Below are 26,019 nucleotides of genomic sequence, written 5' to 3'. Positions count from 1 at the left end.
CGCTATGTCGCCACCCATATGGTGGAGCGCACGCTGGATGATCGTGAGCTGTTGTATTTCAAGGATGACACCCTCGAATTCATTGCGCTGGTGGTGGAGGGTCGGATTTATTCGGTGGTGCATGGGCCGGATGGGCGCGAGCAGATTATCGGCAGTACCGGGGCCGGGCAGGTGGTGGGGGAGACGGCGTTGATCAAGGATCATGGGCGCGAGTCTTCTACCTTTGCCAGCGGGCCCACGCGGTTGTTGCAGTTGGGCAGCCGGCATTTTGGTGTGCTGTTTGAGGAGCCGGCGTTTCTGCGGCGTTTGTTGATGTTGATGATGCTGCGTTTGCTGCACGCCATCGAGTTGCTGGAGTTGGTGTGCCTGCATCGGCTGGAGTCGCGCTTGGCGCGGTTTCTGTTGGCCAACCTGGGCGAGATCGACTTGGCGTTGGCCTTGCCCAGTGTGTCGTTGCCCGCAAGCCAGGGGGTGTTGGCGTCGATGCTGAACACCAGTCGGCCCAAGCTGAATGTGCAGCTGCAAGTGTGGCGGCGCAGTGGGGTGATCAGCGGCGGTCTGGAGCGCATGGTGATCAACGATGTCGAGCAGTTGCGGCGCAAGGCGTTTGCCTTGAATTAGTTGCCGCAGTGTTCCCCAGGTAACAGCGTACCCCCGTCGAGCCCTCGCAGACTGGCCCTTCATCAAGGATGCACAGGAGTGCTGGCGATGGGGATGACTGTTCAGTTCAAGGATCAATGGGCCGCCGATGACCGTTTGTTCGAAGCGAGTTGGCGTGCTGTGCACGGCGAGCTCAGGCGCCGGGCGTTGCGGCGGGCCAAGGGCAATCTGGATCAGGGCCAGGAGTGGTTGGCGGCGACGGCGATCAAGGCCCTGTTGTTCTTTCGGCGCTCGCCCGAGCGCATTCGCGACCCTCAGGGGTTTCTGTTTTTAGTGCTCGATCATGTGTTTCTCGACAGCGTGCGGCGCAGCAAGCGCGAGGGGCGGTTGTTCGATGATTCGGTGGACCTTGAACACGATCACCTGGCCGCGCTCGCCGCGCCCTGCGCCTCGGTGCTGGAGCGGGTGGAATGTTATGAGCGCCTGGAGCAGATCGAGGCGCACGTCGCACGGTTACCGCTGTTGCAGCAGCGCTTGTTCGAGATGCGTTTTGTCGATGACCTGCCTTACCCGCAAATTGCCGCCGAGTTGCATGTGAAGCTGCCGCTGGTGCGCAAGCGCGTGCAACTGCTGCGCAGTGCCTTGCGCTGAAGGCGATTCACAGACGTTGGCGTGGGGCGTTCTAGTGGTATGAGCGCAGCACGCCGCCCCTATCCACACCCAAACCTGGGTGAATGCCATCAAGGAGAGATGTATGACAGAGGTCAACAGCCAGATCACCGACGCGGTCACTCAAACCAACGTCAAGGTGGTGGCCGAGGCGCCGGCCCAGGCCATCGCGTCGCTGTACCAGGTGGCCAGCAGCGCGGCGGGCCTGTCGTTGCAGAACGCGGTCAACAGCCAGCAGGCGATGAATCAGATTTCCAACGCGGTGATCTCCAAGGCCGTGGCGCTGATCATGCAGATTGGCGAGAAGGGCTGAGGCCTCGGGAGATCGATTATGTCGTGGTTCAGCAGAAAGAAACCCGCCGCCTCCCAAGCAACGCCCGCCGCCGACCCTCCGGCGACAGCGCCCCCTGCACCGGCCACGCGCTCGATCATGGCGCGCATGAACGAGCACCTGCTCAACCAGGTGAGCGCGCCGTCGTCCGACAGTACGGCAGCGCTCAACAGCCAGATCGTGCAGGCGGTGCAGTTCACCAATTCGCAGAACTTTGCCTACGCCCCGGCGCAGATCGCGGTGCCGGCCGACATGATGATCAGCCAGGCAGCCGGGCTGGTGGCGCAAGCGGCGGCGGGGTACTTCGACGGGGTCAGCAAGATCGCCCTGGCGGCCCAGGCCGTGCTGCTTCAGCAAATGACCGAGAACATCGTCAAGGACAACCTGCCGGCCGCTGCCGAAGACGCCTTGGGCGCCCTGGCCACCGACCTGCTGGTGGGCGCCGCTGCCGCTGTGGCTGCCGCTGCCGGTGCAATGGAGGCCGAAGCCGCCAGCGTGGCCATCGACAAGATCGACCAGAGCATCGCCAAGTACGCCGACACCCTGGCCAACCGGGCCGCGCCAGCGGCCTGAACCGAGCACAGCGCTTCGGCGTTCTGCTGGAGCGGTGCAACAGCAACTTGAAAGCAACTTTTCTTGAGTGAGGAGCGACATCATGCAGCCTGGAGATATTATTTTTTCTGTCAAACAAGATGACGACAGCGCTACGCGGGCGTTTATCAAAGCCGGTCAACTGGTCAAGGCCAAGGTGTTCTCGCAGGACACGACCTACCTGAATGTGGTTCACCCGGCGATTGCGGTGAGCGACACCCTGGTGATCGAAAGTGTCGGCAGTGGCCTGGCCCTGACCGACCTGAGCCTGGAAAAACCGCCACGCTCGGCGATGGTGTTTTCCTGCGTGGATACCGAACTGGGCGAGGCGGCGACGGTAGCTGCCAAGCAGTTCTATTTCGACAAGATCGGCGGTGATATCCGGGGCCGCTACAGCGTGTGGAACGCGATGATTTCAGCCTTTCGGCGCTGGACTTCCGATACCAGCCTGGTGACGCGGATCAACGAGTCCATCGACATCGGCAGCGGGTCCTTTTGTTCGCAGTTCGCGGCCAACTGCTATGAGGTCGGCAACCTCTACAACGAGGCCAATCTGCTGCCGCCTCCGCCGGCCATTTTTCCCAACCAGCCCAGCGCCATAACGCCTGCGGAGTTGGCGACCTTCTGTGATTCGTCGCCGCATTTTTACTTTGCCGGTTTCTGGCAGGACAACGTTGAGGTGCGGCTTTAGCGGGCGTGTCGCCGCCAAGGCAGCCCCTAAGGAGCTCGATATGCAACCTTCGGTCCTGTCCACCGACGACCGCCAGCGGCTCGAAGCGATGCTGCGCAACCCGCAGGTATTCGCCGGCACGCCCCAGGCCATCGTCGACGAAACCCTCAAGCGTGCCACCCAGGTGCTTGAGCAATCGAAGGCCAACGAACAAGCGCTCAAGACGGCTGCCCAGCAGCGTGAAGCGGCGCTACGCCAAATGCTGAACGGCGCGGCCTCGGACCAGGATGCGCAACGCAAGGAAGTGCAGGCACTGATCCAGGGGTTGATCGCCCAGATTGAAGCGGCGCTGGGCCCCGCAGCGAAACCCTAAACCAGGTTTCACAGCGCCTGTTTCGCAACGTTCATTGATGAACACGGAATGCACCGTGTACTAAATAAGGAAATTGATCATGCCATTAGTCAACGAGCAAATTACCGACGCGGTCACCCAGACCAACGTCAAAGTGGTGGCCGAATCGCCTGCGATGGCGATGAGCACTATTTATCAATCCATGGCGCAGGCCACGGCGATTCTGTTCCAGAACGCGGTGTCGGCCCAGCAGCAGCAAAACACCCTGGCCCAGGCGGCCACCAACCAGGGCGTGATGCAGATCTACAGCGTCGATACCACCGCAGGTGCGGCGGCCACCGAGAAAGTCGCCCAGGGCGGCGTGTCGGATAACCTCACCAGCCTGTTGACCGTGCTCAAGTCGTTTCAGCCTTAAGCACTGAGCAATAACGGATGTTGTTCTTTCTCAACCCAGGAGTTTCAACCATGAGTACAGTCAGCCCGCAAATCACCGATGCCGTCACTCAGACCAACGTCAAGGTGGTTGCCGAATCACCCGCGATGGCCATTAGCACCATTTACCAATCCATGGGCCAGGCCACGGCAATCCTGTTCCAGAACTCGGTCTCGGCCCAACAGCAACAAAACACCCTGGCTCAGGCGGCCACCAACCAGGGCGTGATGCAGATCTACAGCGTCGACACCACCGCTGGCGCCGCCGCCACCGAGAAAGTCGCCCAGGGCGGCGTGGCCGACAACTTGACCAGCCTGCTGGCCGTGCTCAAGTCGTTCCAACCTTAAGCTGCAAGGCCCCCAACAGCCCCGGCGCCCACAAGGCTCCGGGGCTGTTGTCGTGTGTGCGTTTGATCCGAAAGATGAATCGGATGCGCCATATTCGTTCTTTTTTTCGAACATCCTATTGCCCTGTACCCCCATTGATCCTAGGATTCGTTTGAGATTTCAAACGCTCTGTCTCCCGTGCGCTCTTTCATTTCTTCTGCGCGCTGGGGCTGATTTCCCTGACGGCAGCCCACAAGGCGCCTTTCAACAACTCTAATTCGCTCCGCGTGCGCGCGGTGCTGTTAAGGAAAGCCGACATGCAGCTTAAAGACACCCAGTTGTTCCGCCAGCAAGCCTTTATCGATGGCGCTTGGGTCGATGCGGACAATGGTCAAACCATCAAGGTCAACAACCCGGCCACGGGCGAGATTCTCGGCACCGTGCCGAAGATGGGCGCCGCGGAAACCCGCCGCGCCATCGAAGCCGCCGACAAGGCCCTGCCAGCCTGGCGTGCACTCACCGCCAAGGAGCGCGCCAACAAGCTGCGCCGCTGGTTCGAACTGCTGATCGAAAACCAGGACGACCTCGGCCGCCTGATGACCCTCGAACAAGGCAAGCCGCTGGCCGAAGCCAAGGGCGAAATCGTCTACGCCGCCTCGTTTATCGAGTGGTTCGCCGAAGAAGCCAAGCGCATCTATGGCGACGTGATCCCCGGCCACCAGCCCGACAAGCGCCTGATCGTGATCAAGCAGCCCATCGGCGTGACCGCAGCCATCACCCCGTGGAACTTCCCTGCGGCGATGATCACCCGCAAAGCCGGCCCGGCCCTGGCCGCCGGTTGCACCATGGTGATCAAGCCGGCCTCGCAAACCCCGTTCTCGGCCCTGGCCCTGGTTGAGCTGGCGCACCGCGCCGGTATCCCCAAAGGCGTGCTCAGTGTGGTCACCGGCAGCGCTGGCGACATCGGCGGCGAGCTGACCAGCAACCCGATCGTGCGTAAATTGTCCTTCACCGGCTCGACCGAAATTGGTCGCCAACTGATGGCCGAATGCGCCAAGGACATCAAGAAAGTCTCCCTGGAGCTGGGCGGTAACGCACCGTTCATCGTGTTCGACGACGCCGACCTGGATAAGGCCGTCGAAGGCGCGATCATCTCCAAGTACCGCAACAACGGCCAGACCTGCGTCTGCGCCAACCGCCTGTACATCCAGGATTCGGTGTACGACGCCTTCGCTGAAAAGCTCAAGGTGGCGGTGACCAAACTGAAGATCGGTAACGGTCTGGAAGACGGCACCACCACCGGCCCGCTGATCGACGAAAAAGCCGTCGCCAAGGTGCAGGAACATATCGCTGATGCCCTGAGCAAAGGCGCCAAGTTGTTGGCCGGTGGCAAGGTGATGGAAGGCAACTTTTTCGAACCGACCATCCTGGTCGACGTGCCGAAAAACGCCGCCGTGGCCAAGGAAGAAACCTTCGGCCCGCTGGCGCCACTGTTCCGCTTCAAAGACGAAGCCGAAGTGATCGCCATGTCCAACGACACCGAGTTCGGCCTGGCTTCCTACTTCTACGCCCGCGACCTGGGCCGTGTGTTCCGTGTGGCCGAGGCCCTGGAATACGGTATGGTCGGCGTCAACACCGGGTTGATCTCCAACGAAGTGGCGCCGTTCGGCGGCATCAAGGCCTCGGGCCTGGGCCGTGAAGGCTCCAAGTACGGGATCGAGGACTACCTGGAAATCAAATACCTCTGCCTGGGCATCTAAGGCACGGGATTGCAGCAAACGCAGAGGGCACGAGAGCGCTGCCCCTTTGCGTGTTTCACACCGTTATTCGCAGTGGCCGGGAAAGCTGTGGCAGTCGATCATCGCATGCTGCCGTAGTTGCCTCCCCGCCACGTATTCCTTGAGCCACGCCGCCCGATGAGCGGCGAATGAGGACTTTATGAGCAAGACCAACGCATCCCTGATGAAACGTCGCGAAGCCGCTGTACCGCGCGGTGTTGGCCAGATTCACCCGATCTTCGCCGACTCTGCGAAGAACGCCACCGTGACCGACGTTGAAGGTCGCGAGTTCATCGACTTCGCCGGCGGTATCGCCGTGCTGAACACCGGCCACGTGCACCCGAAAATCATCGCGGCCGTGACCGAGCAACTCAACAAGCTGACCCACACCTGCTTCCAGGTATTGGCCTACGAGCCCTACGTAGAAGTGTGCGAAAAAGTCGCCGCCAAGGTGCCAGGTGATTTCGCCAAGAAAACCCTGCTGGTCACCACCGGTTCCGAAGCGGTGGAGAACGCCGTGAAAATCGCCCGCGCCGCCACCGGCCGTGCCGGTGTGATCGCCTTCACCGGCGCTTACCACGGCCGCACCATGATGACCCTGGGCCTTACCGGTAAGGTCGTGCCTTACTCGGCCGGCATGGGCCTGATGCCGGGCGGCGTGTTCCGTGCGCTGTACCCCAACGAACTGCACGGTGTGAGCGTCGACGACTCCATCGCCAGCATCGAGCGCATCTTCAAGAACGACGCCGAGCCGCGTGATATCGCTGCAATCATCATCGAGCCGGTGCAGGGCGAGGGCGGTTTCTACGTCGCGCCAAAAGCCTTCATGAAGCGCCTGCGGGAACTGTGCGACAAGCACGGCATCCTGCTGATCGCCGACGAAGTGCAAACCGGTGCCGGGCGTACCGGTACCTTCTTCGCCATGGAACAGATGGGCGTTGCCGCCGACCTGACCACCTTCGCCAAATCCATCGCGGGCGGTTTCCCGCTGGCCGGTGTGTGCGGCAAGGCCGAGTACATGGACGCCATCGCCCCAGGCGGCCTGGGCGGCACCTATGCCGGTAGCCCGATTGCCTGCGCAGCAGCCCTGGCGGTGATGGAAGTGTTCGAAGAAGAGCACCTGCTGGACCGCTGCAAGGCCGTGGGCGAGCGCCTGGTGACTGGCCTCAAGGCCATCCAGGCCAAGTACCCGGTGATCGGCGAAGTGCGTGCCCTGGGCGCGATGATCGCGGTCGAGCTGTTCGAAGACGGCGACACCCACAAGCCAAACGCTGCCGCCGTTGCCTCCGTGGTGGCCAAGGCACGTGACAAGGGCCTGATCCTGCTGTCCTGCGGTACCTACGGCAACGTGTTGCGCGTACTGGTGCCCCTGACCTCGCCGGACGAGCTGTTGGACAAAGGCCTGGCGATCATCGAAGAGTGCTTCTCCGAACTCTGACCAACCTTAGTCACTGTGGCGAGGGAGCTTGCTCCCGCTGGGGCGCGAAGCGGCCCCGCTCTTTGATTTGGGACTGCTGCGCAGTCCAGCGGGAGCAAGCTCCCTCGCCACAGGTTACAGCCCGTACAAAAAAACCGCTTCGGCGGTTTTTTTGTGCCTGCTTCATTGTACGCACGCGCCTGCATTGTCTAAGGTGCAAGCATTGCCGATGGAGCGTGCTGGATGACTGCTGTTGATTTACCCGCTGTACCCCGAGTGTTAATCGCCGAAGCAGACCCTTGGTCGCGGGACCTGCTCAAGCAAGTGTTGTTGAATGTGCGCTGTGACGCACGTTTGGATGTGTGCGCCGATGGGCAGCACGCCGCCACGCTGTTGGGCGAAAAAACCTATGACCTGATCCTGGCGGATTGGGAGTTGCCGGGCGTGGATGGCCTGAGCCTGCTGCGCAGCGTGCGCCAGAAGCGCCGTTCGCTGCCGTTTATCTTGCTGAGCAGTCGCAACGACAGCGCCAGCGTGCGCGAAGCCTTGCCCCTGGCGCCCACCGCCTACCTGACCCGCCCGCTGAACATGGAAAGCCTGACCCAGCGCTTGCAAGACCTGCTGCTCAACGAAGGCGAAAGCGTGTACTGCGAAATCCCACCCCTGGCGCCGGGCATGACCTTGCCCGCCTTCCTCGAGCGGCGCCGGGAGGTCTGCGATGGGGCGCCGTTGCGTGTGGATGTGAAAACCGCCGTGCAACGCAGCCTGGGGCCCGAAGGCCTGGACCTCAAGCAGTTGGAAGACCAGGTGCACAGCGACCCGCAAATCACCGCCGTACTGATCGCCGCCGCCAACAGCGCCGGCTACCACGGCACGCCAGTGCAGACCCTGTCAGAGGCCCTGCATAAGTTGGTGCCCGGCCAGAGCATGAACCTCATCCTGGGCCTGGCGCTCAAGCACAACGTGGTGTTGGGCGACCCTGGGCTGGTGGCCTACGCCGAGCGGCACTGGCAACTGTCCCAGGACAGCGCCGACTACGCCCGGCGCCTGGCGCGCATGCTGGAGCTCGACCACCAGCGCTGCTACAGCGCCTGCATCCTGCATCGCTTGGGCGACCTGGCTTTGTTGCGCTGCCTGGAAGACTGGCGCCAGGGCGGCGGCGCCCTGGATGATGAAGCCATAGGCGAATCCCTCGACGCCTTTGGCGCCGCCTACGGTTCGGCGTTGCGCACGCGTTGGCGCTTGCCGCTGGAGTTGCGACAGTTGATCGCAGGGATCTATTCACTTGAAGGCGGGGTGTATTCGCGCGAAGCCCTGGTGGTGAACCTGGCGGTGCAAATGGCGCGGCTTACCGAGCATGAAGGGCTGGAAGAACTGGCGGGCAGCAAGACTGCGCGGCTGCTCAAGGTCGGCTTGCCGGAACTGACCCGAGTGCGCAAAACCTGAAACACACACCGAACAATTGTGGGAGCTGGCTTGCCTGCGATAGCGGTGGGTCAGTCAAGACGCCATCGCAGGCAAGCCAGCTCCCACAGTGGGTCGGTGTTAACCGGCGATAACGCGGTTCTTGCCCTGGCGCTTGGCCTCGTACATCGCCGCATCCGCTCGCGCAAACAGGCTGTCGAGGGTGGAGTCATCTTCGCGCAGGCCGGCCAGGCCTTGGCTGACGGTCACATTGAATTCATGCCCTTCGTAGCTGAACACCAATGCCTGGATTTCCTTGCCCAACCGCTCGGCAACCTGCAGGGCCATCTCCGGTGGGCAACCCGGCAGCACAGCAGCAAATTCTTCGCCGCCAACGCGCCCGAACAGGTCGCCACGGCGCAATACCCCGCGACCGCTCTCGGCGATGCGCCGCAGCACCTGGTCGCCTTCCAGGTGGCCGTAGGTGTCGTTGATGTCTTTGAAATCATCGATGTCCAGCAACAGGAACGCCAGCGGCGTGCCCTGCGCGCAGGCATTGTCGAAAGCCTGGTTGGCGAGTTCGAAGAAGTGTCGGCGGTTGCTGCTTTGGGTCAGTACGTCGGTGGTGGCGAGGCGATGCAGTTCCAGCTCAAGTTGCTTCTTTTCGGTGATGTCTTCGGCGATGCCCACCACGATCAGCGCTTCACCGGGCACCACCTGCTGGTTGATGTAGCACTTGTCGCTCAACCAGCGGATCTGCCCGTCAGCGGTGATGATGCGGTACTCGCGGTCTTCCACGGCGCCCTGTTCCAGCACGCGGGCCAGGCTGTGCTCGGCGTAGTCGAGGTCTTCGGGGTGAACACTGTTTCGCCATTCCCGGTGGTCGGCCAGCAGCAGGCCGGCGGAGCGGCCAAACAGGCGATCGTACGCCGGGCTCACATACAGCACACGGCGTGTTTCCCAATCGATGGCCCACAGCACGGCGTTCACGCTGACCAGCAGGGAACTGAGCAGTTGCTCACGCTCACTCAGCCGCTCGACTTCACCTTGAGCATGCATAAGCGCCAACAGGGTCGCCGCCGCGGCCGGGCGCGGCGGCTCTGCGGTGGGCACATCGGGCAGGCTGGGCTTTTCGTGAACCATCGGTACAACTCTCTCTGGGCGCGCCGCAGGTGCAAAAGCGGTCACTACAAGGGGTCACCATGATGGCGAAGTGTTCTTTGAGAGAGGGGAATTGCGGTGAAGTTCCGTGAACGGCGTGGATTGACGGTGCCCGGAAAATGACGCCAAAAAGCCAGTGCGTGGGAGGGCGAACCCTCCCACGGCGCCCTCACGCTGCTGTAGGACGCAACGAGTAAGTCTTCAACTGGTGGGCAAAATCGCGCAGGGATTGGATGCCACTGGCCTCGGCTTCATGCACCCATTCCTTGATCGCCGCCAGCATGTCGTGGCCGTTGGAACTGGTCTTGAGCCAGATCTGCTGCAGCGCCAGGCGCTTCTCGTAGATCACCGTGAGGGCATGGCTGTGTTCCAGCATGCTCTGGATGCGCAAGTGGTGGCGGTCTTCCAGCAAGCTGGTTTCCCGCGACAGCAGGCGCTTGGCGCGGTGGAACTGGTGGCGCACCGAATGATCGACCTTCTCCAGCTCCTGCTTGACCAACGGGCCAATCACCAACTTGCGGTATTGGGCCATGATCTGGAAACGGTTGTTGAGGATCGCCATGGCGGTGTCCATGTCCAGGCTGCCCTTGCCTTCGACGCGGTGGGCGATGGGGGCCACGCGCTGCACCTTGGCCAGGCGCAGGAAGCTGAACACTTTTATCCAGGCCCAACCCAGGTCGAACTCCCACTTCTTCACCGACAGCTTGGCGGAGTTGGGGTAAGTGTGGTGGTTGTTGTGCAGCTCTTCGCCGCCGACGATGATGCCCCACGGCACCAGGTTGGTGGCGGCGTCACGGCATTCGAAGTTGCGATAGCCCACGGCATGCCCCAGGCCATTGATCACGCCGGCGGCCCAGAACGGGATCCACATCATCTGGATCGCCCAGATGGTGATACCGATGGTGCCGAACAGCAGCAGGTCGATCACGCCCATGAGCGCCACGCCCAACAGCGGGTAGCGCGTGTAGAGATTGCGTTCGATCCAGTCGTCCGGGCAATTCTTGCCGTAGATGCGCAGGGTCTCGGGGTTTTCCGCCTCGGCGCGGTACAGCTCGGCACCTTTGCGCAGCACGGTGGACAAGCCCTTGATCACCGGGCTGTGCGGGTCATCGACGGTTTCGCATTTGGCGTGGTGCTTGCGGTGGATGGCGGTCCACTCGCGAGTGTTCTGCGCCGTGGTCAGCCACAGCCAGAAGCGGAAGAAGTGTTTAAGGCCGGCATTGAGCTCGAGCGAGCGATGGGCCGAATAACGGTGCAGATAGACAGTGACCCCAATAATGGTCACGTGGGTCATCAACAGCGTGACTGCCACCAGTTGCCAGGCGGACAGATCAAGAAAACCGTTGTACCACATAGGCTGTATGGCCCTCAGATAAAGAAAAAAACAGCACCCGCATTATCACTTCCTTTGCAGATAAAACCAGTCACCGTTTCAGATAAGACTTACAAAGTGTTTCCTACTCTATAATCCTGATCCTTTGTAGGGCGATTCTGGTTATTTAGTAAGGATTACTAAGCATATGCTGTTTTCATACCGAGGTGCCCTACGTGCGGGGTTGGTGTACCTGCTGGTTTCTATCGTTTGGCTCCAGCTCAGCAATTACCTATTAATCAACTTTATCGATGAACCTTGGGCGCTGGGGCGCTGGCTGCAGGCGCGCGGTTATGTGTGGGTCAGCCTCAGCGCCTTGCTCATTTACTGGATAGGCCGGCGTTTTGCCCGTGCCCATGCGTTGCAACAACCCCTGAAAGAGAACCGCGAGCGCCTGCGCCAGGCCGCTGCGGTGTTCGATTGCACCCGCGAAGGGGTGCTGGTCACCGATACCCAGGGGCTGATCGTGCACGTCAACCGCGCGTTTATGGAGATCACCGGCTACCAGCGCGACGACGTGATGGGCCAACGGCCAAGCCTGTTCAAGTCCGGGCGCCACTCGGCGCATTTCTACCAGCAAATGTTCCAGGCCCTGGAAAGCACCGGCGAATGGAGCGGGGAAATCTGGAACCGCCGTAAAAGCGGCGAGGTTTACCCCCAGTGGCAAACCATCCGGGTGATTCACGATGACCAGGGCCAGGTCAGCCACTACGTGGCGGTGTTTTCGGACATCAGCGCCATGAAGAACTCCGAGCATGAATTGGCGCACCTGGCCCATCACGACCCGCTCACCGACCTGCCCAACCGCCTGCTGTTCACCGATCGCGCCGAGCAGGCCCTGGCCTCCGCGCAGGTGCATAAACGTGGCTGCGCCCTGCTGTTGATGGACCTGGACCACTTCAAGATCATCAACGACAGCCTGGGCCATAACGTCGGCGATCAATTGCTCAAGTTGGTGGCCGAACGCCTCAGCGGCCTGTTTGGGCCGGGGGTTACCCTGGCGCGCCTGGGGGGCGACGAATTTGCCGTGCTGGCAGAAAGCTGCCCGCAGGTGGTGCAAGCGGCGGCCTTGGCGCAGCGCATGCTCAACGCCATGAAGGATCCGTTCATTTTTGACGGCAACCAGCTGTTTATCAGCGCCAGTATCGGTATCAGCCTGTTCCCCAGTGACGCCCTGAGCGCCGAGCAACTGCTGCGTAACGCCGATTCCGCGTTGTTCAAGGCCAAGAGTGCCGGGCGCGAAGGCTACGCGTTGTATACCGAAGAGCTGACCGCCCACGCCCAGCATCGGGTGGAAATCGCTGGCGAGCTGCGTCGCGCCCTCGATCAACATGAGCTGCGCGTCTATTACCAGCCGGTGCACGACCTGCATGACAGCCGTTTGGTCGGCGTTGAAGCACTGGTGCGCTGGCAGCACCCGGAGCGCGGCCTGGTACCCCCGGGCGAGTTCATCCCCATCGCCGAACGCACCGGGCTGATTGCCGACATCGATGCGTGGGTGATGGACCAGGCCTGCCGCCAGATGTGCCAGTGGCTGGCCGACGGCGCGCCGCTGAGCTTTATCGCAATCAATGTCTCCAGCCGCCTGTTTGCCCGGCGCGAGCTGTATGAGCAAGTGGCCCAAGTGCTGCACGCCACTGGGCTGGATCCGGCCTTCCTGGAGCTGGAGGTCACCGAGAGCGCAGTGATGGACGACCCGGAAGTCGCACTGGAGCAACTGCACCGCCTGCGTGAACTGGGCCTGCGTCTGGCGATCGACGACTTTGGCACCGGCTATTCTTCGTTGTTGCGCCTCAAACGCCTGCCGGTGCAGAAGCTCAAGATCGACCAGGGCTTTGTGGCGGGCTTGCCGTGGGACGAAGACGACGCCGCGATTGTGCGCGTGGTGATCGCTCTGGCCAAAAGCATGGGCATGCAGGTGCACGCCGAAGGAATTGAGCAGGTGGAACAGGCGCGGTTCCTACTGGATCAGGAATGCGACATGGGCCAGGGGTACTGGTTTGGACGGCCGATGCCGGCTGATGAAATCGACTGGACGCGGGCACCTCTGATCCGCCAGGACTGACGCGGTCAATGTGGGAGCCGGGCTTGCCCGCGAAGGCGGTGTGTCAGTCACTGCATGTGTTACTGCACCACCGCTTTCGCAGGCAAGCCAGCTCCCACAGGGGGCTGCGGCGCCTGTGCGTGGGAGTTTTTTCTGTGGAAACCCTCGCAACCCCATGCCCTATCAGAAAATTCTTTCTGGTTATATAAACATTCTTAAATAGTATTTTTAAGAATATCCGCGCTTATCTACTATCGCCCTCACGCCGCAAGCAGTGCCGCCACTGCCAGGCACTACTCATTTTCAGGAGCGAGACCATGAGCGCATCTCTACGTAGCGTTGACGGCCAGGACGAAGCAGCCATTTTGCGTGAAATCCAGAGCGCCTTGCGCGATCTGCGGTTTGGCGCGGTGGAAATCACCGTGCACAACGCCCAAGTGGTACAGATCGAACGCAAGGAAAAATTCCGTCTGCAGAACCCCGGTAACAAACCGAGCTGAGCAAGAACGGCGATAGACCCGCAATTACAAGAAAAGCCAACACTCAAGAATTTCAGGAGCTTCTATGTCGTCGATTCGCCGTTATGCCTTGGCCGCATTGGCCAGTGCCGTGTTTGCCGGTTCCGCCATTGCCAAGGACTACGAGTTGCTCAACGTCTCGTACGACCCCACCCGTGAGCTGTACCAGGATTACAACGCTGAGTTCACCAGCTTCTGGAAACAGTCCCACCCCGGCGACAACGTCAAGATCCAGCAGTCCCACGGTGGCTCGGGCAAGCAAGCACGCGCAGTGATTGACGGCCTGCGCGCCGACGTAGTGACCCTGGCCCTGGCCGGTGACATTGATGAAGTCGCCAAGCTGGGCAAGACCCTGCCGGAGAACTGGCAGACCCGCCTGCCGGACGCCAGCACCCCATACACCTCCACCATCGTGTTCCTGGTGCGCAAGGGCAACCCCAAAGGCATCAAGGACTGGGGCGACCTGATCAAGAAAGACGTGTCGGTGATCACGCCCAACCCGAAAACCTCCGGCGGTGCACGCTGGAACTTCCTCGCCGCCTGGGCCTACGGCCTCAAGGCCGGCGGCAGCGAAGCCAAGGCCCAGGAATACGTCAAAGAGCTGTTCAAGCACGTGCCGATACTGGACACCGGCGCGCGCGGTTCTACCATTACCTTCGTCAACAACGGCCAGGGTGACGTGCTGCTGGCATGGGAAAACGAGGCGTTCCTGGCCTTGAAGGAAGACGGCGGCGCCGACAAGTTCGACATCGTCGTACCTTCCCTGTCGATCCTGGCGGAACCGCCTGTGGCCGTTGTGGACAAGAACGCCGAGAAAAAGGGCAACACCGAGATCGCCACAGCGTACCTCAACCACCTGTACAGCCCGGCGGGCCAGGAGATTGCGGCGAAGAACTTCTACCGTCCACGGGATGAAAAAGTCGCCGCCAAATACGCCCAGCAGTTCCCGAAACTGGACCTGGTGACTATCGACAAAGACTTCGGCGGCTGGAAAACTGCCCAACCGAAATTCTTCAATGATGGTGGTGTGTTCGACCAGATCTACACGGCGCAATAATCAACACCGACTATTGCGCGGGGCTTGTTGTGGCGAGGGAGCTTGCTCCCGCTGGAGTGCGAAGCGCTCCCAAAACCGGTACTCACGGTACATCGTGGTTGCCTGGTTCTGGGGCCGCTTCGCAGCCCTGCGGGAGCAAGCTCCCTCGCCACAGTGGGCCGCACGCATATCCGTTCCGCTAACCAAGGACTCTTATGTCGCGTCGTATCTCCCCCGTCATACCCGGCTTCGGGCTGACGCTGGGCTACACCGTGGTGTACCTCAGCCTGATCGTACTCATCCCGCTGGCGGCGATGTTTGTACACGCCGCTCAACTCACCTGGGATCAGTTCTGGAACATCATTTCCGCACCTCGGGTACTGGCGGCCTTGAAGCTGAGCTTCAGCACCGCGCTGTACGCCGCACTCATCAACGGTGTGATTGGCACTTTGTTGGCCTGGGTGCTGGTGCGCTACACCTTCCCCGGGCGCAAGGTCATTGATGCGATGATCGACCTGCCGTTCGCCTTGCCCACTGCCGTCGCCGGTATTGCGCTGACCGCGCTGTACGCACCCAACGGCCTGGTTGGCCAGTTTGCCACCGACCTGGGTTTCAAAATCGCCTACACCCCCCTGGGTATCACCCTGGCGCTGACCTTCGTCACGTTGCCCTTCGTGGTGCGCACGGTGCAGCCGGTACTGGCCGATATCCCCCGGGAAATCGAAGAGGCCGCTGCCTGCCTCGGCGCCAAGCCGTTGCAGGTATTCCGCTACATTCTCGTGCCCGCACTGCTGCCCGCCTGGCTGACCGGCTTCGCCCTGGCGTTTGCCCGAGGCGTGGGTGAGTACGGGTCGGTGATCTTCATCGCCGGCAATATGCCGATGAAAACCGAAATCCTGCCCTTGCTGATCATGGTCAAGCTCGACCAATACGACTACCGCGGCGCCACCTCCATTGGTGTGCTGATGCTGGTGGTGTCCTTTGTCTTGCTGCTGCTGATCAACCTGTTGCAGCGGCGCATCGAACGTCCATAGGGAGGCGCGGAACATGTCCCAATCGTCTATTTCCGCCGCGTCCTCGGCCAACGCCGCCCGCCGTGGCAGCGCGACCTCGCGACGTATCCTGATCGGCCTTGGCTGGCTGGTATTCGTGCTGTTTCTGCTGCTGCCATTGCTGGTGGTGGTGTCCCAGGGCTTGAAGAACGGCCTCGGCACGTTCTTCACCGCAATCCTTGAACCCGACGCGCTGTCGGCGCTGAAACTCACGGTGATCGCCGTGCTGATTTCGGTGCCGCTCAACCTGGTGTTCGGCGTCAGCGCCGCCTGGTGCGTGAGCAAGTACTCGTTCCGTGGCAAGAGCATCCTGGTCACGCTGATCGACCTGCCGTTCTCGGTTTCGCCGGTGATCGCAGGCCTGGTGTACGTGTTGATGTTCGGCGCCCAGGGCTTCTTCGGGCCGTGGCTGCAAGACCACGACATCCAGATCGTGTTCGCCCTGCCGGGCATCGTGCTGGCGACCATCTTCGTCACCGTGCCGTTCGTGGCCCGTGAGCTGATCCCGCTGATGCAGGAGCAGGGCACCCAGGAAGAAGAAGCCGCACGCCTGCTGGGCGCCAATGGCTGGCAGATGTTCTGGCATGTCACCGTGCCGAACATCAAGTGGGGCCTGATCTACGGCGTGGTGCTGTGTACGGCGCGAGCCATGGGTGAGTTCGGCGCAGTGTCGGTGGTGTCCGGCCACATTCGCGGCGTCACCAACACGCTGCCGCTGCATGTCGAGATTCTCTACAACGAATACAACCACGTTGCCGCGTTTGCGGTGGCCAGCCTGTTGCTGATCCTGGCGCTCTTCATCCTGCTGCTCAAGCAGTGGAGCGAGAACCGAATCAACCGCCTGCGCAACAGCGCGGGTGAGGAATAAGTCATGTCGATCGAAGTCCGTAATGTCAGCAAGAACTTCAACGCCTTCAAGGCCCTGGACAGCATCAACCTGGATATCCAGAGTGGCGAGCTGGTGGCGTTGCTGGGCCCGTCCGGCTGTGGCAAGACCACGTTGCTGCGCATCATTGCCGGCCTGGAAACTCCGGATGCCGGCAGCATTGTGTTCCATGGCGAAGACGTCTCCGGCCACGATGTGCGTGATCGCAACGTGGGCTTTGTGTTCCAGCACTACGCGCTGTTCCGCCACATGACCGTGTTCGACAACGTCGCTTTCGGCCTGCGCATGAAGCCGAAAAACCAACGCCCCACCGAAAGCCAGATCGCGAGCAAGGTTCATGAACTGCTGAACATGGTGCAGCTTGATTGGTTGTCGGACCGTTACCCGGAACAACTCTCCGGTGGCCAGCGCCAGCGTATCGCCCTGGCCCGCGCCCTGGCGGTGGAGCCCAAGGTGTTGCTGCTCGACGAACCCTTCGGCGCCCTTGATGCCAAGGTGCGTAAAGAACTGCGCCGCTGGCTGGCGCGCCTGCACGAGGACATCAACCTGACCTCGGTCTTCGTGACCCACGACCAGGAAGAGGCCATGGAAGTCGCCGACCGTATCGTGGTGATGAACAAGGGCGTGATCGAACAGATCGGTTCACCGGGCGACGTCTACGAAAACCCGGCCAGCGACTTTGTCTATCACTTCCTGGGGGACTCCAACCGCCTGCATTTGGGCGAAGACAAGCACCTGCTGTTCCGCCCCCACGAAGTGTCGTTGTCACGCCATGAACTGGAAGATCACCATGCGGCGCAAGTGCGGGATATTCGGCCGTTGGGCGCGACTACTCGCGTGACCTTGAAGGTCGAAGGCCAAAGCGAGTTGATCGAGGCCGAAGTGGTGAAAGACCATGACAGCCTCACCGGGTTGGCGCGGGGCGAGACGCTGTTCTTCAAACCCAAGGTCTGGCAAAAAGCCTAATGATCGTTCCCACGCTCTGCGTGGGAATGCCTCTGGTGAAGCTCTGCGTCACGCTTTTGGACGCGGAGCGTCCTGGCCTGCATTCCCACGCAGAGCATGGGAACGATCAAGACCGCGGCGCGCCACCGGCCCAGAGCGCTCTTCAATCTGGCGCTTGAGGTCCTGCCGCAACCCCAGCAAAAACGCCAACTCCGCCACCACAAACAACGGCCCCACGATCAGCCCCGACACATCATCCACAAACGCAGGCTTCCTGCCTTCGTAGTAATGCCCGACGAACTGAATCACCCAGCCCACCACAAACATGCCCACGCCGCTGCTCAGCCACACCGCCGTGCTTTGCGCCGCCAGCACATGCCCGGCCCACACCGACAAGCCCATCAGCACCGTCATCAACACGCCCAAGGCCAGTTCCAGGCGCAGATAAAACCACGCCGAAAACAACGCCAGCAGTACCGCAGGTGATAGCCACAGCCCGCCCACCGACCATTCGGGGCGCGACAGCAGCACGGCCACCGCCACCACAATCAACGGAATACCGATGAAGTGGCTGGCGATGTTGCGTGGGTCGCGGTGATACGCGGCGTATTGACTGAGATGGTCGACGAGGCTTTTCATTGTTGTTCCTCCTGTAGGATGTTTGATCATGCCCTGTCAGTCGGTGCCTAACTGTCAATTGGGCGACAATCTTCGGAGTTCGCATGGACACAGGGACATGGCACGCGCAATTGGCTCGCGGTCATTGGTTCAGCCATTTGCCGCCTGACTTGCAGCGTAGCCTGCTGGGGGCGGCGCGGTTGCGTGTGCTGACGGCGGGGCAGTACCTGTTCAAGCGCGGTGACCCGCCGTGCGGCGTGTATGCGGTGCTGGAAGGCACGGTGCGCATCAGTGCGGTCAGTGCCCAAGGCAAGGAAGCGGTGTTGAGCCTGGTGGAAACGCCCTACTGGTTCGGCGAGATCTGCCTGTTCGACAACCTGCCGCGCACCCACGATGCCTTGGCCACGGGTGCTTGCAGGCTGCTGCAGGTGCCGCAGTCGGCGATGCTCGGCATTCTCGAACGGCATCCGCTGTTCTGGCGGGAGATGGCGCTGTTGATGAGCCATAAACTGCGGCTGTCGTTGATCAATATCGAACAGATAAGCCTGATGCCCGCCTCAGAGCGGCTGGCCCATCGGTTGTTGATGATTGCCCAAGGCTACGGCGAAGTGGATCAGGCGCGCCGCGTGCTGCAACTGCCCCAGGAGGATCTGGCGGCGATGCTGGGCCTGTCGCGCCAGACCATCAACAGTCTGCTCAAAGCGCTGGAGCAACAGGGCATTATCGGCTTGAGTTACGGCGCCATCGAGATACGCGACCTCAATGGGCTGCGGCTGGCCGCGGGCCTATGAACCGCGATAGGTGGAGAAGCCGTAAGGGCTGAGCAGCAGCGGAATGTGGTAATGCTGGTCGGCCTGCTTGACCTGGAAAATCACCGGCACCTCGGGGAAGAACGTCTCGCGGTTCGCCTTCTTGTAGTAATCGCCGGTCTTGAACACCACGCGGTACTCGCCCGGCTGCATGCTGCGGTTGGCCGGGAACAGCTCGGCGATGCGGCCTTGCTGGTTGGTCACACCTTCAGACAGCGACTGCCATTTATCGCCCACATGCTGTTCAAGGGTGACATTGACCCCGGCGCTTGGCAGGCCGTTTTCCAGGTTGAGTACGTGCACGCTCAGGGGGTTGCCGTCGGCCAGGGCCAGGTTGCACAGGCCGCTCAGGCTCAGTGCGGCGAGGGTCATGCTCAAGGTTTTCATCGCGAAGTCCTTTTGAGGGAAGTGGAATCAAGGGGTGATTTTCAAGCCCAGTTGCTCGGCGGCCTGTACGGCGCAGGCTTCATCCTGCGCGGCGCCACCGGCACCGGCGATGCCTAGGGCACCGACCAGTTCGGCGTCGGCAAACAGCGGCACGCCCCCGCCGAGCAACAGCAGCTCGGGCAAGCTGTTGAGGTTGGCGGCTTCGGGGTTATTACGCGCCCGTTCGGCAAACAGCCGGGTCGGGGTTTTTGTCGACAGCGCCGTGTACGCCTTGCGTTGGCTGGCGAGGCTGTTGTGTGGGCCGACACCGTCAGCGCGCAGGCCCAGCAACAGGTTGCCACCGCGGTCGAGTACGGTCAGCGCAGCGGTGCAGTGGGCCAGGCTGGCGTCGGCCAGTTGGCGAGCGGTGTGCAGATCCAGCTCGGCATGGCGTGGTAATTGTGGCGCCGCCTGGGCGACGGTGGCCACGGCGAGGCTCAGGAACAAGGCAGTGCGGTACATAGTGAGGGCTCCAGAAAGCAGGCCGTCACGGTAACCAGCGGACGCGGACAAAAGCCGCACAATTGGATGACAGGTTTGTAATCAAACTCAGGGATTTGTGGTGGTTGTACTGGCCTCATCGCAGGTAAGCCAGCTCCCACATGATGTGAACCCATTCTCCTGTGGGAGCTGGCTTGCCTGCGATGAGGCCCTTCCTACTGCAACCCGTCGCGAAACTGCCCCGGCGTCATCCCTGTCCAGCGCTTGAACGCACGATTGAAACTGCTGGTATCGGCAAACCCCAGCAAATGGCTGATCTCGGCCAATGAGCACTGCGGGTCGCGCAGGTGCAGTAACGCCAGGTTTTGCCGACACTCATTGAGCAGGGCGTCAAACCGACACCCTTCATCGGCCAGATGCCGCTGCAAGCTGCGCAGGCTCAAATGCAGCGCTTGAGCAATGTGTTCGGCGCTTGGCTCGCCGTCTGGCAATTGCGCCTCGATGGCGGCGCGCACCTTGCGTTCCCAGGTCAGCGGTTGCAGTTGGGCGAGGGTGCGCTTGAGCACGGTTTCGTTGTGTTCGGCCAGCTCCGGGTTGGCGTCGTCCAGATGGCTGTCGAAGTCGCTGGCGGCGAATTCCAGGCGGTCTTCGTCGGCGGCAAACCATACCGGCGCGCGAAATACCCTGTGCCACGGCTCGGGGTCGGCGGGTTCCGGGCGCCGCAGGTAAACGGCCAACGGCGCATAGTCGCGACCCAGGCGGTTGCGACAGGTGCGTACGTAGATCGCCGCAAAGGCATCAATCGCTTCCGGCGCGGGCGCGGGGCTGCCTGGGGGTTGGAGCAGGCGAAAACGGTAGACGTCGCCGTGGCGGCTCAGCTCCAGGTCCAGGGCATCACTGACCACCTGGTGATAGCGCACGATGCGCTCGAATACCTCGCGCAAGCTGCCGCTGGCCACCAATGCGTAACCTAGCGCATGAAAGGTGGTGGGGCTGACAAACCGCGACACCCGCAGCCCAATCGCCGGGTCGCCACTGGCCTGTACCGCCAGCGCCCATAGGCGCGTGGTGGCCGACAACCGGTAGCGGGCGTTGGGGTCGTCCATCTGCTGCGGGTCGAGCCCGGCCTCGGCGCACAGCGCGGCGCTGTCGAGGCCCAGGGCGTCGAGCTGCTTGCGCAGGGCACGGGTCCAGCTGGCGAGGGAAGTGGGTTCGGTCATGGCAATTGGCGCTTGGGGTCAACAGATTGGCGTGCGCGGCTAGCGTCCTGCGCTAGGGTTGGGTGCAGGATGCAGGCATCACTTCACAAGAGAATGGAAGCATGGACGGTACTTCTGCAAGCCCCCAGCCGTTGAACGCACAACAGCGTTCGGCGCATATCCGCGAGGTGGTGATGGCCGAAGGCGTGCGCTTGCGCCAGCGGCACCCCTGGTTGTTGCATCAGGACGCGCTCGGCGCAGGCATCCTGGCCTTTGCCCTGCTGGGCATGTTCGGCTCGGCAGCGCTCTATATCAGCGGTCATATGGCCTGGTGGGTGTGTCTGCTGCTCAATGCTTTCTTCGCCTCGCTCACTCATGAGTTGGAACACGACCTGATCCACAGCATGTACTTTCGCAAGCAACGCGTGCCCCACAACCTGATGATGGGCCTGGTATGGCTGGCGCGGCCAAGCACCATCAACCCATGGATACGCCGGCACCTGCACCTCAACCATCACAAGGTCTCGGGCACCGAAGCCGACATGGAAGAGCGCGCGATCACCAATGGCGAACCCTGGGGCATCGCACGGTTGCTGATGGTGGGGGACAACATGATGTCGGCCTTGATCCGCCTGTTGCGCGCCAAGACCTGGCCGCACAGGTTCAGCATCCTCAAGCGCGTGCTGCTGGTGTACGCACCGCTGGCCTTGCTGCATTGGGGCGCGTGGTACGTCTTCCTGGGCTTTCATGCCGCCAATGGGATTGCCAGTTTGATGGGCGCGCCCATTCAGTGGTCAGCCGGTACCTTGCAGGTGATGCAGGTGATCGATATCGCTGCGGTGGTGATCATCGGCCCGAACGTGTTGCGCACCTTCTGCCTGCACTTTGTCAGCTCCAACATGCATTACTACGGCGATGTGGAACTGGGCAATGTGATTCAGCAAACCCAAGTGCTGAACCCTTGGTGGCTGTGGCCGTTGCAGGCGTTCTGCTTCAACTTCGGCAGTACCCACGGCATCCATCACTTTGTGGTGAAAGAACCGTTCTACATCCGCCAGATGACCGCCAAGGTGGCGCACAAGGTCATGGCCGAGATGGGGGTGCGCTTCAATGATTTGGGCACGTTTGCGCGAGCCAATCGCCTGGAGCCCCAGGAACACCCGCGCACTGAGCTTTCTTTCAGCAAGCAATGAACGCCAATGGCAGGTCACGGATCTGTTCGCGCACTGGCGGTTGGTAATGGTCGTCGCTGGTTAATTCGTGCAACAGCTCTTCGCGTAGCTGGTGGAATTCAAAACTGCTGCGCTGGCGCGGATGAGGCAGGGCGATCTCGACGACCTGCTTGATTCGCCCCGGACGCGGCTCCATCACCACCACGCGATCGGCGAGGAAAATCGCCTCTTCCACATCGTGGGTCACCAGTACCGTGGTGATCCTGGCGCGGGCACGAATCGCCAGCAGTTCGTCCTGCATCTGCTGGCGCGTCAGTGCATCCAGGGCGCCGAAGGGTTCGTCCAGCAACAGGATGCGCGGGCTGGCCACCAGGCCGCGGGCAATCGCCACCCGTTGCGCCATGCCGCCGGAGAGTTGGTGGGGGTAGGCGCGGGTGAAGTCGGTGAGGCCCACCAGCTCGATAAAGTCACTGATGCGCCGGTTGCGCTCGGCCTCGCTCAGGGGCTCGTTGACCAGCCCCAGGCCGATGTTTTGTGCCACGGTCAGCCACGGGAACAGGCGGTGCTCCTGGAACACGATGCCGCGCTCGCCACCGATACCGCTGACGGCTTTGCCATCGACCTGGATCTCGCCGCGAAACTGCGTATCCAAGCCCACCAGCAAGCGCAGCAGTGTGGATTTCCCGCATCCACTGGAGCCGACAATCGCAACAAATTCCCCTTCGGCCACCTCCAGGTTGAATTCACGGATGGCTTCCAGTTCGAAGCCATCGACGTCGAAGGACTTACCCACGTGGTTGAAGCTGACAATCGGTGCGTTCATGCGTGTCTCCAGCGGGTGGCACGGGTTTCGATGCGTTGGCCGATCAGGTTGAGAACGGCGCCGGTGAGACCGACCAGCAGCATGCCGCTCATGATCAAATCCATGCGCAGCAACTGTTGGGCGCCGATCATCAGGCTGCCGATGCCGCCATCTGAGGGCATGAAATATTCGGCGCCGAGGGTGCCCATCCAGGCGTAGATCAGGCTCAGGCGCAGGCCGGCGAAAATCCCCGACGCGGCGCCCGGCAGTACCAGGCGGCGCAAGCGTTGCCAGAGGTTCAGGCGCAGCACCTGCGCGGCTTCGCGCAGCTGGGGCGACAAGTTGAGCACGCTGCGCTGGGTGGCAATAAACAACGGGAAGAAGGCGGCGAGGGCGATAAACACCCACTTGGCCAGTTCACCCAGGCCGAACCAGGCGGTGAGCAGCGGCACCCAGGCGAAAATCGCGATCTGGCGCAGCGCGGACAAAGTGGGGCCAAGTAGCCGCTCACTGCGCCGCGACAGCCCCAGCCACAGGCCCATGGCAAAGCCCAGGCTACCGCCCAGCAGCAACCCGCCCAGGGCCCGGCCAAGGCTTTTGCCCAGCCCCGTAGTCAGGCTGCCATCCAGCACGCCCGCCACGCTGGTTTGCAGCACCGCCCAGGGGCTGATCAGAATGTTTGGATCGACCCAATCCTGCTGAGTCGCTACTTGCCATAACGCCAATAGCAGCAGCGGCAACAGCCAGGGTTGCAAGCGCTGCCAGCCTTCGTAGCGTGGCCCGCGTCGAATCTGCGCAGTGGCCGGATGGGGCCAGTGCACCCACTTGCGGTCCAGCCAGCCGATGCCGCGGTCCATCACCACACCCAGCACGCCAATGACCACGATGCACACGAAGACGATATCGAGCATGAACAACTGGCGCGCCCACACCATCAGGTAACCGATGCCTTCGCTGGAGGCCAGCAGCTCCACGGCCAGCAGGGAGGTCCAGCCCGCCGCCAGGGCCAGGCGTACACCGGCCATGAACGCAGGCAGTGCGGCGGGCAGGACCAGACGGCGGATCAGCAAGTGGCCAGGCAGGCGCAGTACACGGGCGGCTTCGCGCAGGTTGGGCTGGGCGTCGCGAACGCCTACCAGGGTATGCAGGGTCACGGGCACCACGATGGCCTTGACCAGCACCACCAGCTTGAGGGTTTCGCCAATGCCGAAAAGCACCATGAACAGCGGGATCCAGGCGAGGGTCGGCACTTGCGCCAGCGCGCTGAACGTCGGGAACACCAAGCGCTCGGCGCGCTCACTGAACCCCAGGAACGCGCCCAGTATCGCGCCGGCACTGACACCGGCCAGCAGGCCCCAGAACAAGCGCTGCAAGCTGATGGCCAGATGGCTCCATAACTCGCCGCCGGCCAATTCCACCGCGCTGCTCCACACCAGGGCGGGAGTGGGCAGAATCTGCTCGCTCATCCAATGATTGCGGCTGGCCAGCCACCATAAGGCAAACAGCGTGAGCGGCAGCAGCCACGGCAATAGACGCTGGCCCAGCTGCGGCCAGCGCGGCGCGATGCCTTTGGGCGGGGCCGCCAGCGGCAGGCTAAGAAGTGAAATTCGGGCCATGGAAGACCTCCGAATGCGTTATGTGATTTCGATCTTACAAAAGCGCGATCAAGATGATTGTGAGATAAGAAAAGTCATTTAAAGCCTCACGCCGCCACGCATCCAATGCATTCGAAGAATATTTTTGATGCTGTTTATGCATATGCCTCTGGAGGCTGCGGGTTAGCTTGCATATTTCTAAAAGCTATTAAATTGTGGATTTATAGTATTTAAAGTTTTGTTCAGTCTGTGCCTACTTTTTGCTCCCCAGGCGACCGTCGCCCACCAGGAGCTGCGCTTATGAAACTGCCCTTTAAACGTCTGATCAGCCTGTTCGCCGGCACCGCCCTGGCCGGGTTGGTGCATGCCGCCGACCTCAAGGAAATCCGCATCGCAGTGCCCGACCTCAGTGCCGGCAGCCAGCACAGCGGCGGTGGCATCACCGACGTGTTGCGTGAACAGCAGATCTTTGAAAAAGCCTTTGCCGACCAAGGCATCAAGATCCAGTGGAATTACTTCAAGGGCGCCGGCCCGGTGATCAATGAAGCGTTCGCCAACGGCCAGGTGGACCTGGCCTATCTGGGCGACTTGGCAGCGATCATCGGCCGTTCCAATGGCCTGGATACGCGGCTGCTCAGCGCCTCTGCACGGGGAGTGAAACACTACCTCGGCGTGGTGCCGGGCTCCGGCATCAAGACCCTGCAAGACCTCAAGGGCAAGCGCGTGGCGGTGTTCCGAGGCACGGCCAGCCAGTTGTCGTTCGACAGCGCATTGGCCAGCCAGGGCTTGAGCGAGAAGGACCTGAAGGTGATCAACCTGGACTTCAACGCGGCCGCTGCCGCCCTGGCCGCCAAGCAGATTGACGCCACCTGGGGCGGTTCCACCCTGACCGCGTTGCAGGCCAAAGGTTTGGCAGAAATACCGCTGACCACCAAAGACCTGGGCGATGCCGGCAGCATCCAGGCCGTGCTGGTGGGCAGCTCCAAATTCGTCGATGAACACCCAGACGCCGTGGCCACGTTGCTCAAGGCCCAGCAGCAAGCGGTGCAGTGGTTGACCGATGACAACAACAAACAGGCGTACATAGCGCTGGTATCAGGGCTGGCCAGTTACCCCCCGGTGATCCTCACCAATGATTTGAAAGACCAGAAACTCAGCGAAGTTTTCCCCTCGACCCTAGACCCGGTGTTCCTGGGCAAATTGCAGGATGCGGTGGACTTGGCGTCCAGGGAGAAGTTGATTCGCAAGTCGTTTCAGGTGAGTGATTGGGTGGCGCCTGGGCTGGTGGCGGCAGGGCTCTGAGCTTGTCGGTGCCTGGGCTATCGCCATCGCAGGCAAGCCAGCTCCCACACTTGAACGTGTTCACCGCTCA

General features: G+C 61.7%; 28 protein-coding genes. 20 read left to right on the top strand and 8 right to left on the bottom strand.

Annotated features, from left to right (window positions below; translation table 11 throughout):
- The 11 genes from AC07S6_RS24410 to AC07S6_RS24360 all read left to right on the top strand — a co-directional run.
- Window positions 1–621, top strand: a 621-nt coding sequence (locus AC07S6_RS24410; RefSeq protein ID WP_495113216.1) for a Crp/Fnr family transcriptional regulator, incomplete at its 5' end; no start/stop codon positions are given.
- A gap of 87 nt (window positions 622–708) precedes the next feature.
- Window positions 709–1,251 (top strand): RNA polymerase sigma factor, encoded by a 543-nt coding sequence (locus AC07S6_RS24405; RefSeq protein ID WP_495113215.1) that lies wholly within the window; start codon window positions 709–711, stop codon window positions 1,249–1,251.
- A 103-nt stretch (window positions 1,252–1,354) separates the two neighbouring features.
- The gene (locus tag AC07S6_RS24400; protein ID WP_003187543.1) at window positions 1,355–1,582 is read left to right on the top strand and encodes a RebB family R body protein; all 228 of its coding nucleotides are present in this window, start codon (window positions 1,355–1,357) and stop codon (window positions 1,580–1,582) included.
- A gap of 18 nt (window positions 1,583–1,600) precedes the next feature.
- Window positions 1,601–2,173, top strand: a complete 573-nt coding sequence (locus AC07S6_RS24395) for a hypothetical protein (RefSeq protein WP_102666680.1) — start codon at window positions 1,601–1,603, stop codon at window positions 2,171–2,173.
- Between the two features lie 82 nt (window positions 2,174–2,255).
- Complete coding sequence (locus tag AC07S6_RS24390) at window positions 2,256–2,882, top strand: hypothetical protein (RefSeq protein WP_014716414.1); 627 nt, start codon at window positions 2,256–2,258, stop codon at window positions 2,880–2,882.
- Between the two features lie 40 nt (window positions 2,883–2,922).
- Window positions 2,923–3,234, top strand: coding sequence for a hypothetical protein (locus AC07S6_RS24385; protein WP_014716415.1), 312 nt, complete (start codon window positions 2,923–2,925; stop codon window positions 3,232–3,234).
- 79 nt (window positions 3,235–3,313) lie between these two features.
- Window positions 3,314–3,628 (top strand): RebB family R body protein, encoded by a 315-nt coding sequence (locus tag AC07S6_RS24380; RefSeq protein ID WP_003187550.1) that lies wholly within the window; start codon window positions 3,314–3,316, stop codon window positions 3,626–3,628.
- Between the two features lie 50 nt (window positions 3,629–3,678).
- On the top strand, window positions 3,679–3,993 hold the full coding sequence (locus AC07S6_RS24375) for a RebB family R body protein (RefSeq protein ID WP_495113214.1): 315 nt from the start codon (window positions 3,679–3,681) through the stop codon (window positions 3,991–3,993).
- 296 nt (window positions 3,994–4,289) lie between these two features.
- Window positions 4,290–5,732: an NADP-dependent succinate-semialdehyde dehydrogenase gene (gene gabD / locus AC07S6_RS24370; RefSeq protein ID WP_003187552.1), complete on the top strand. Its 1,443-nt coding sequence runs from the start codon at window positions 4,290–4,292 to the stop codon at window positions 5,730–5,732.
- Between the two features lie 178 nt (window positions 5,733–5,910).
- Window positions 5,911–7,188 (top strand): 4-aminobutyrate--2-oxoglutarate transaminase, encoded by a 1,278-nt coding sequence (gabT, locus tag AC07S6_RS24365; protein WP_038448442.1) that lies wholly within the window; start codon window positions 5,911–5,913, stop codon window positions 7,186–7,188.
- Between the two features lie 222 nt (window positions 7,189–7,410).
- Window positions 7,411–8,613, top strand: a complete 1,203-nt coding sequence (locus AC07S6_RS24360) for an HDOD domain-containing protein (protein ID WP_490614951.1) — start codon at window positions 7,411–7,413, stop codon at window positions 8,611–8,613.
- 99 nt (window positions 8,614–8,712) lie between these two features.
- Here the strand turns inward: AC07S6_RS24360 and AC07S6_RS24355 are convergent, their stop codons facing one another.
- Together AC07S6_RS24355 and desA are read right to left on the bottom strand one after the other, a co-directional pair.
- Window positions 8,713–9,714: a GGDEF domain-containing protein gene (locus tag AC07S6_RS24355; protein ID WP_495113213.1), complete on the bottom strand. Its 1,002-nt coding sequence runs from the start codon at window positions 9,712–9,714 to the stop codon at window positions 8,713–8,715.
- A gap of 187 nt (window positions 9,715–9,901) precedes the next feature.
- On the bottom strand, window positions 9,902–11,086 hold the full coding sequence (desA, locus tag AC07S6_RS24350) for a delta-9 fatty acid desaturase DesA (RefSeq protein ID WP_003187559.1): 1,185 nt from the start codon (window positions 11,084–11,086) through the stop codon (window positions 9,902–9,904).
- 166 nt (window positions 11,087–11,252) lie between these two features.
- On the opposite strand from desA, the gene dibA reads away from it, so the two are divergent.
- From dibA to AC07S6_RS24320, 6 genes are all read left to right on the top strand, one after another.
- Complete coding sequence (gene dibA, locus AC07S6_RS24345; RefSeq protein WP_495113212.1) at window positions 11,253–13,169, top strand: phosphodiesterase DibA; 1,917 nt, start codon at window positions 11,253–11,255, stop codon at window positions 13,167–13,169.
- A gap of 296 nt (window positions 13,170–13,465) precedes the next feature.
- Window positions 13,466–13,648 carry a sulfur starvation response protein OscA gene (oscA, locus tag AC07S6_RS24340; RefSeq protein ID WP_003170956.1) on the top strand — a complete coding sequence of 61 codons (183 nt, stop codon included), beginning with the start codon at window positions 13,466–13,468 and terminating at the stop codon, window positions 13,646–13,648.
- A gap of 64 nt (window positions 13,649–13,712) precedes the next feature.
- A complete protein-coding gene (locus AC07S6_RS24335; RefSeq protein WP_495113211.1) occupies window positions 13,713–14,723 on the top strand; it encodes a sulfate ABC transporter substrate-binding protein in 1,011 nt (336 codons plus the stop codon).
- 194 nt (window positions 14,724–14,917) lie between these two features.
- Window positions 14,918–15,736 (top strand): sulfate ABC transporter permease subunit CysT, encoded by an 819-nt coding sequence (cysT, locus tag AC07S6_RS24330; protein ID WP_032894195.1) that lies wholly within the window; start codon window positions 14,918–14,920, stop codon window positions 15,734–15,736.
- 13 nt (window positions 15,737–15,749) lie between these two features.
- Entirely contained in the window at window positions 15,750–16,622 is an 873-nt protein-coding gene (gene cysW / locus AC07S6_RS24325; RefSeq protein ID WP_003187565.1) for a sulfate ABC transporter permease subunit CysW, read from the top strand.
- Window positions 16,623–16,625: 3 nt separating this feature from the next.
- Window positions 16,626–17,606 (top strand): sulfate/molybdate ABC transporter ATP-binding protein, encoded by a 981-nt coding sequence (locus tag AC07S6_RS24320; protein ID WP_014716422.1) that lies wholly within the window; start codon window positions 16,626–16,628, stop codon window positions 17,604–17,606.
- Window positions 17,607–17,654: 48 nt separating this feature from the next.
- Here AC07S6_RS24320 and AC07S6_RS24315 read toward each other — a convergent pair whose 3' ends face one another.
- Window positions 17,655–18,224, bottom strand: coding sequence for an Mpo1 family 2-hydroxy fatty acid dioxygenase (locus AC07S6_RS24315; protein WP_232241606.1), 570 nt, complete (start codon window positions 18,222–18,224; stop codon window positions 17,655–17,657).
- Window positions 18,225–18,307: 83 nt separating this feature from the next.
- Here AC07S6_RS24315 and AC07S6_RS24310 point away from each other — a divergent pair, with 83 nt between their 5' ends.
- The gene (locus AC07S6_RS24310; RefSeq protein WP_054920347.1) at window positions 18,308–18,994 is read left to right on the top strand and encodes a Crp/Fnr family transcriptional regulator; all 687 of its coding nucleotides are present in this window, start codon (window positions 18,308–18,310) and stop codon (window positions 18,992–18,994) included.
- On the opposite strand, the gene uraH is transcribed toward AC07S6_RS24310, so the two are convergent.
- The 3 genes from uraH to AC07S6_RS24295 form a co-directional block, all read right to left on the bottom strand.
- Window positions 18,989–19,399: a hydroxyisourate hydrolase gene (gene uraH, locus AC07S6_RS24305; protein ID WP_014716425.1), complete on the bottom strand. Its 411-nt coding sequence runs from the start codon at window positions 19,397–19,399 to the stop codon at window positions 18,989–18,991. The two genes, AC07S6_RS24310 and uraH, sit on opposite strands and share 6 nt — an antisense overlap.
- A 27-nt stretch (window positions 19,400–19,426) precedes the next feature.
- Window positions 19,427–19,900 (bottom strand): GlcG/HbpS family heme-binding protein, encoded by a 474-nt coding sequence (locus AC07S6_RS24300; RefSeq protein ID WP_034125453.1) that lies wholly within the window; start codon window positions 19,898–19,900, stop codon window positions 19,427–19,429.
- 194 nt (window positions 19,901–20,094) lie between these two features.
- Window positions 20,095–21,099, bottom strand: a complete 1,005-nt coding sequence (locus AC07S6_RS24295; RefSeq protein WP_054896687.1) for an AraC family transcriptional regulator — start codon at window positions 21,097–21,099, stop codon at window positions 20,095–20,097.
- Window positions 21,100–21,200: 101 nt separating this feature from the next.
- Here AC07S6_RS24295 and AC07S6_RS24290 point away from each other — a divergent pair, with 101 nt between their 5' ends.
- Window positions 21,201–22,271: a fatty acid desaturase gene (locus AC07S6_RS24290; RefSeq protein WP_019819902.1), complete on the top strand. Its 1,071-nt coding sequence runs from the start codon at window positions 21,201–21,203 to the stop codon at window positions 22,269–22,271.
- On the opposite strand, the gene AC07S6_RS24285 is transcribed toward AC07S6_RS24290, so the two are convergent.
- On the bottom strand, window positions 22,258–23,073 hold the full coding sequence (locus AC07S6_RS24285) for an ABC transporter ATP-binding protein (protein ID WP_105225374.1): 816 nt from the start codon (window positions 23,071–23,073) through the stop codon (window positions 22,258–22,260). The genes AC07S6_RS24290 and AC07S6_RS24285 overlap by 14 nt on opposite strands.
- Window positions 23,070–24,668, bottom strand: a complete 1,599-nt coding sequence (locus AC07S6_RS24280) for an ABC transporter permease (RefSeq protein WP_495113210.1) — start codon at window positions 24,666–24,668, stop codon at window positions 23,070–23,072. Before AC07S6_RS24280 ends, AC07S6_RS24285 begins: the two co-directional genes overlap by 4 nt.
- Before the next feature lie 279 nt (window positions 24,669–24,947).
- On the opposite strand from AC07S6_RS24280, the gene AC07S6_RS24275 reads away from it, so the two are divergent.
- A complete protein-coding gene (locus AC07S6_RS24275) occupies window positions 24,948–25,949 on the top strand; it encodes an ABC transporter substrate-binding protein (protein ID WP_020302215.1) in 1,002 nt (333 codons plus the stop codon).
- Window positions 25,950–26,019 lie beyond the last annotated feature (70 nt).

The organism is Pseudomonas sp. GW821-FHT07B01 (assembly GCF_059419065.1).
The sequence above is the reverse complement of the archived record's forward strand: the minus strand, read 5'-3'. Positions and strand labels throughout refer to the sequence as shown.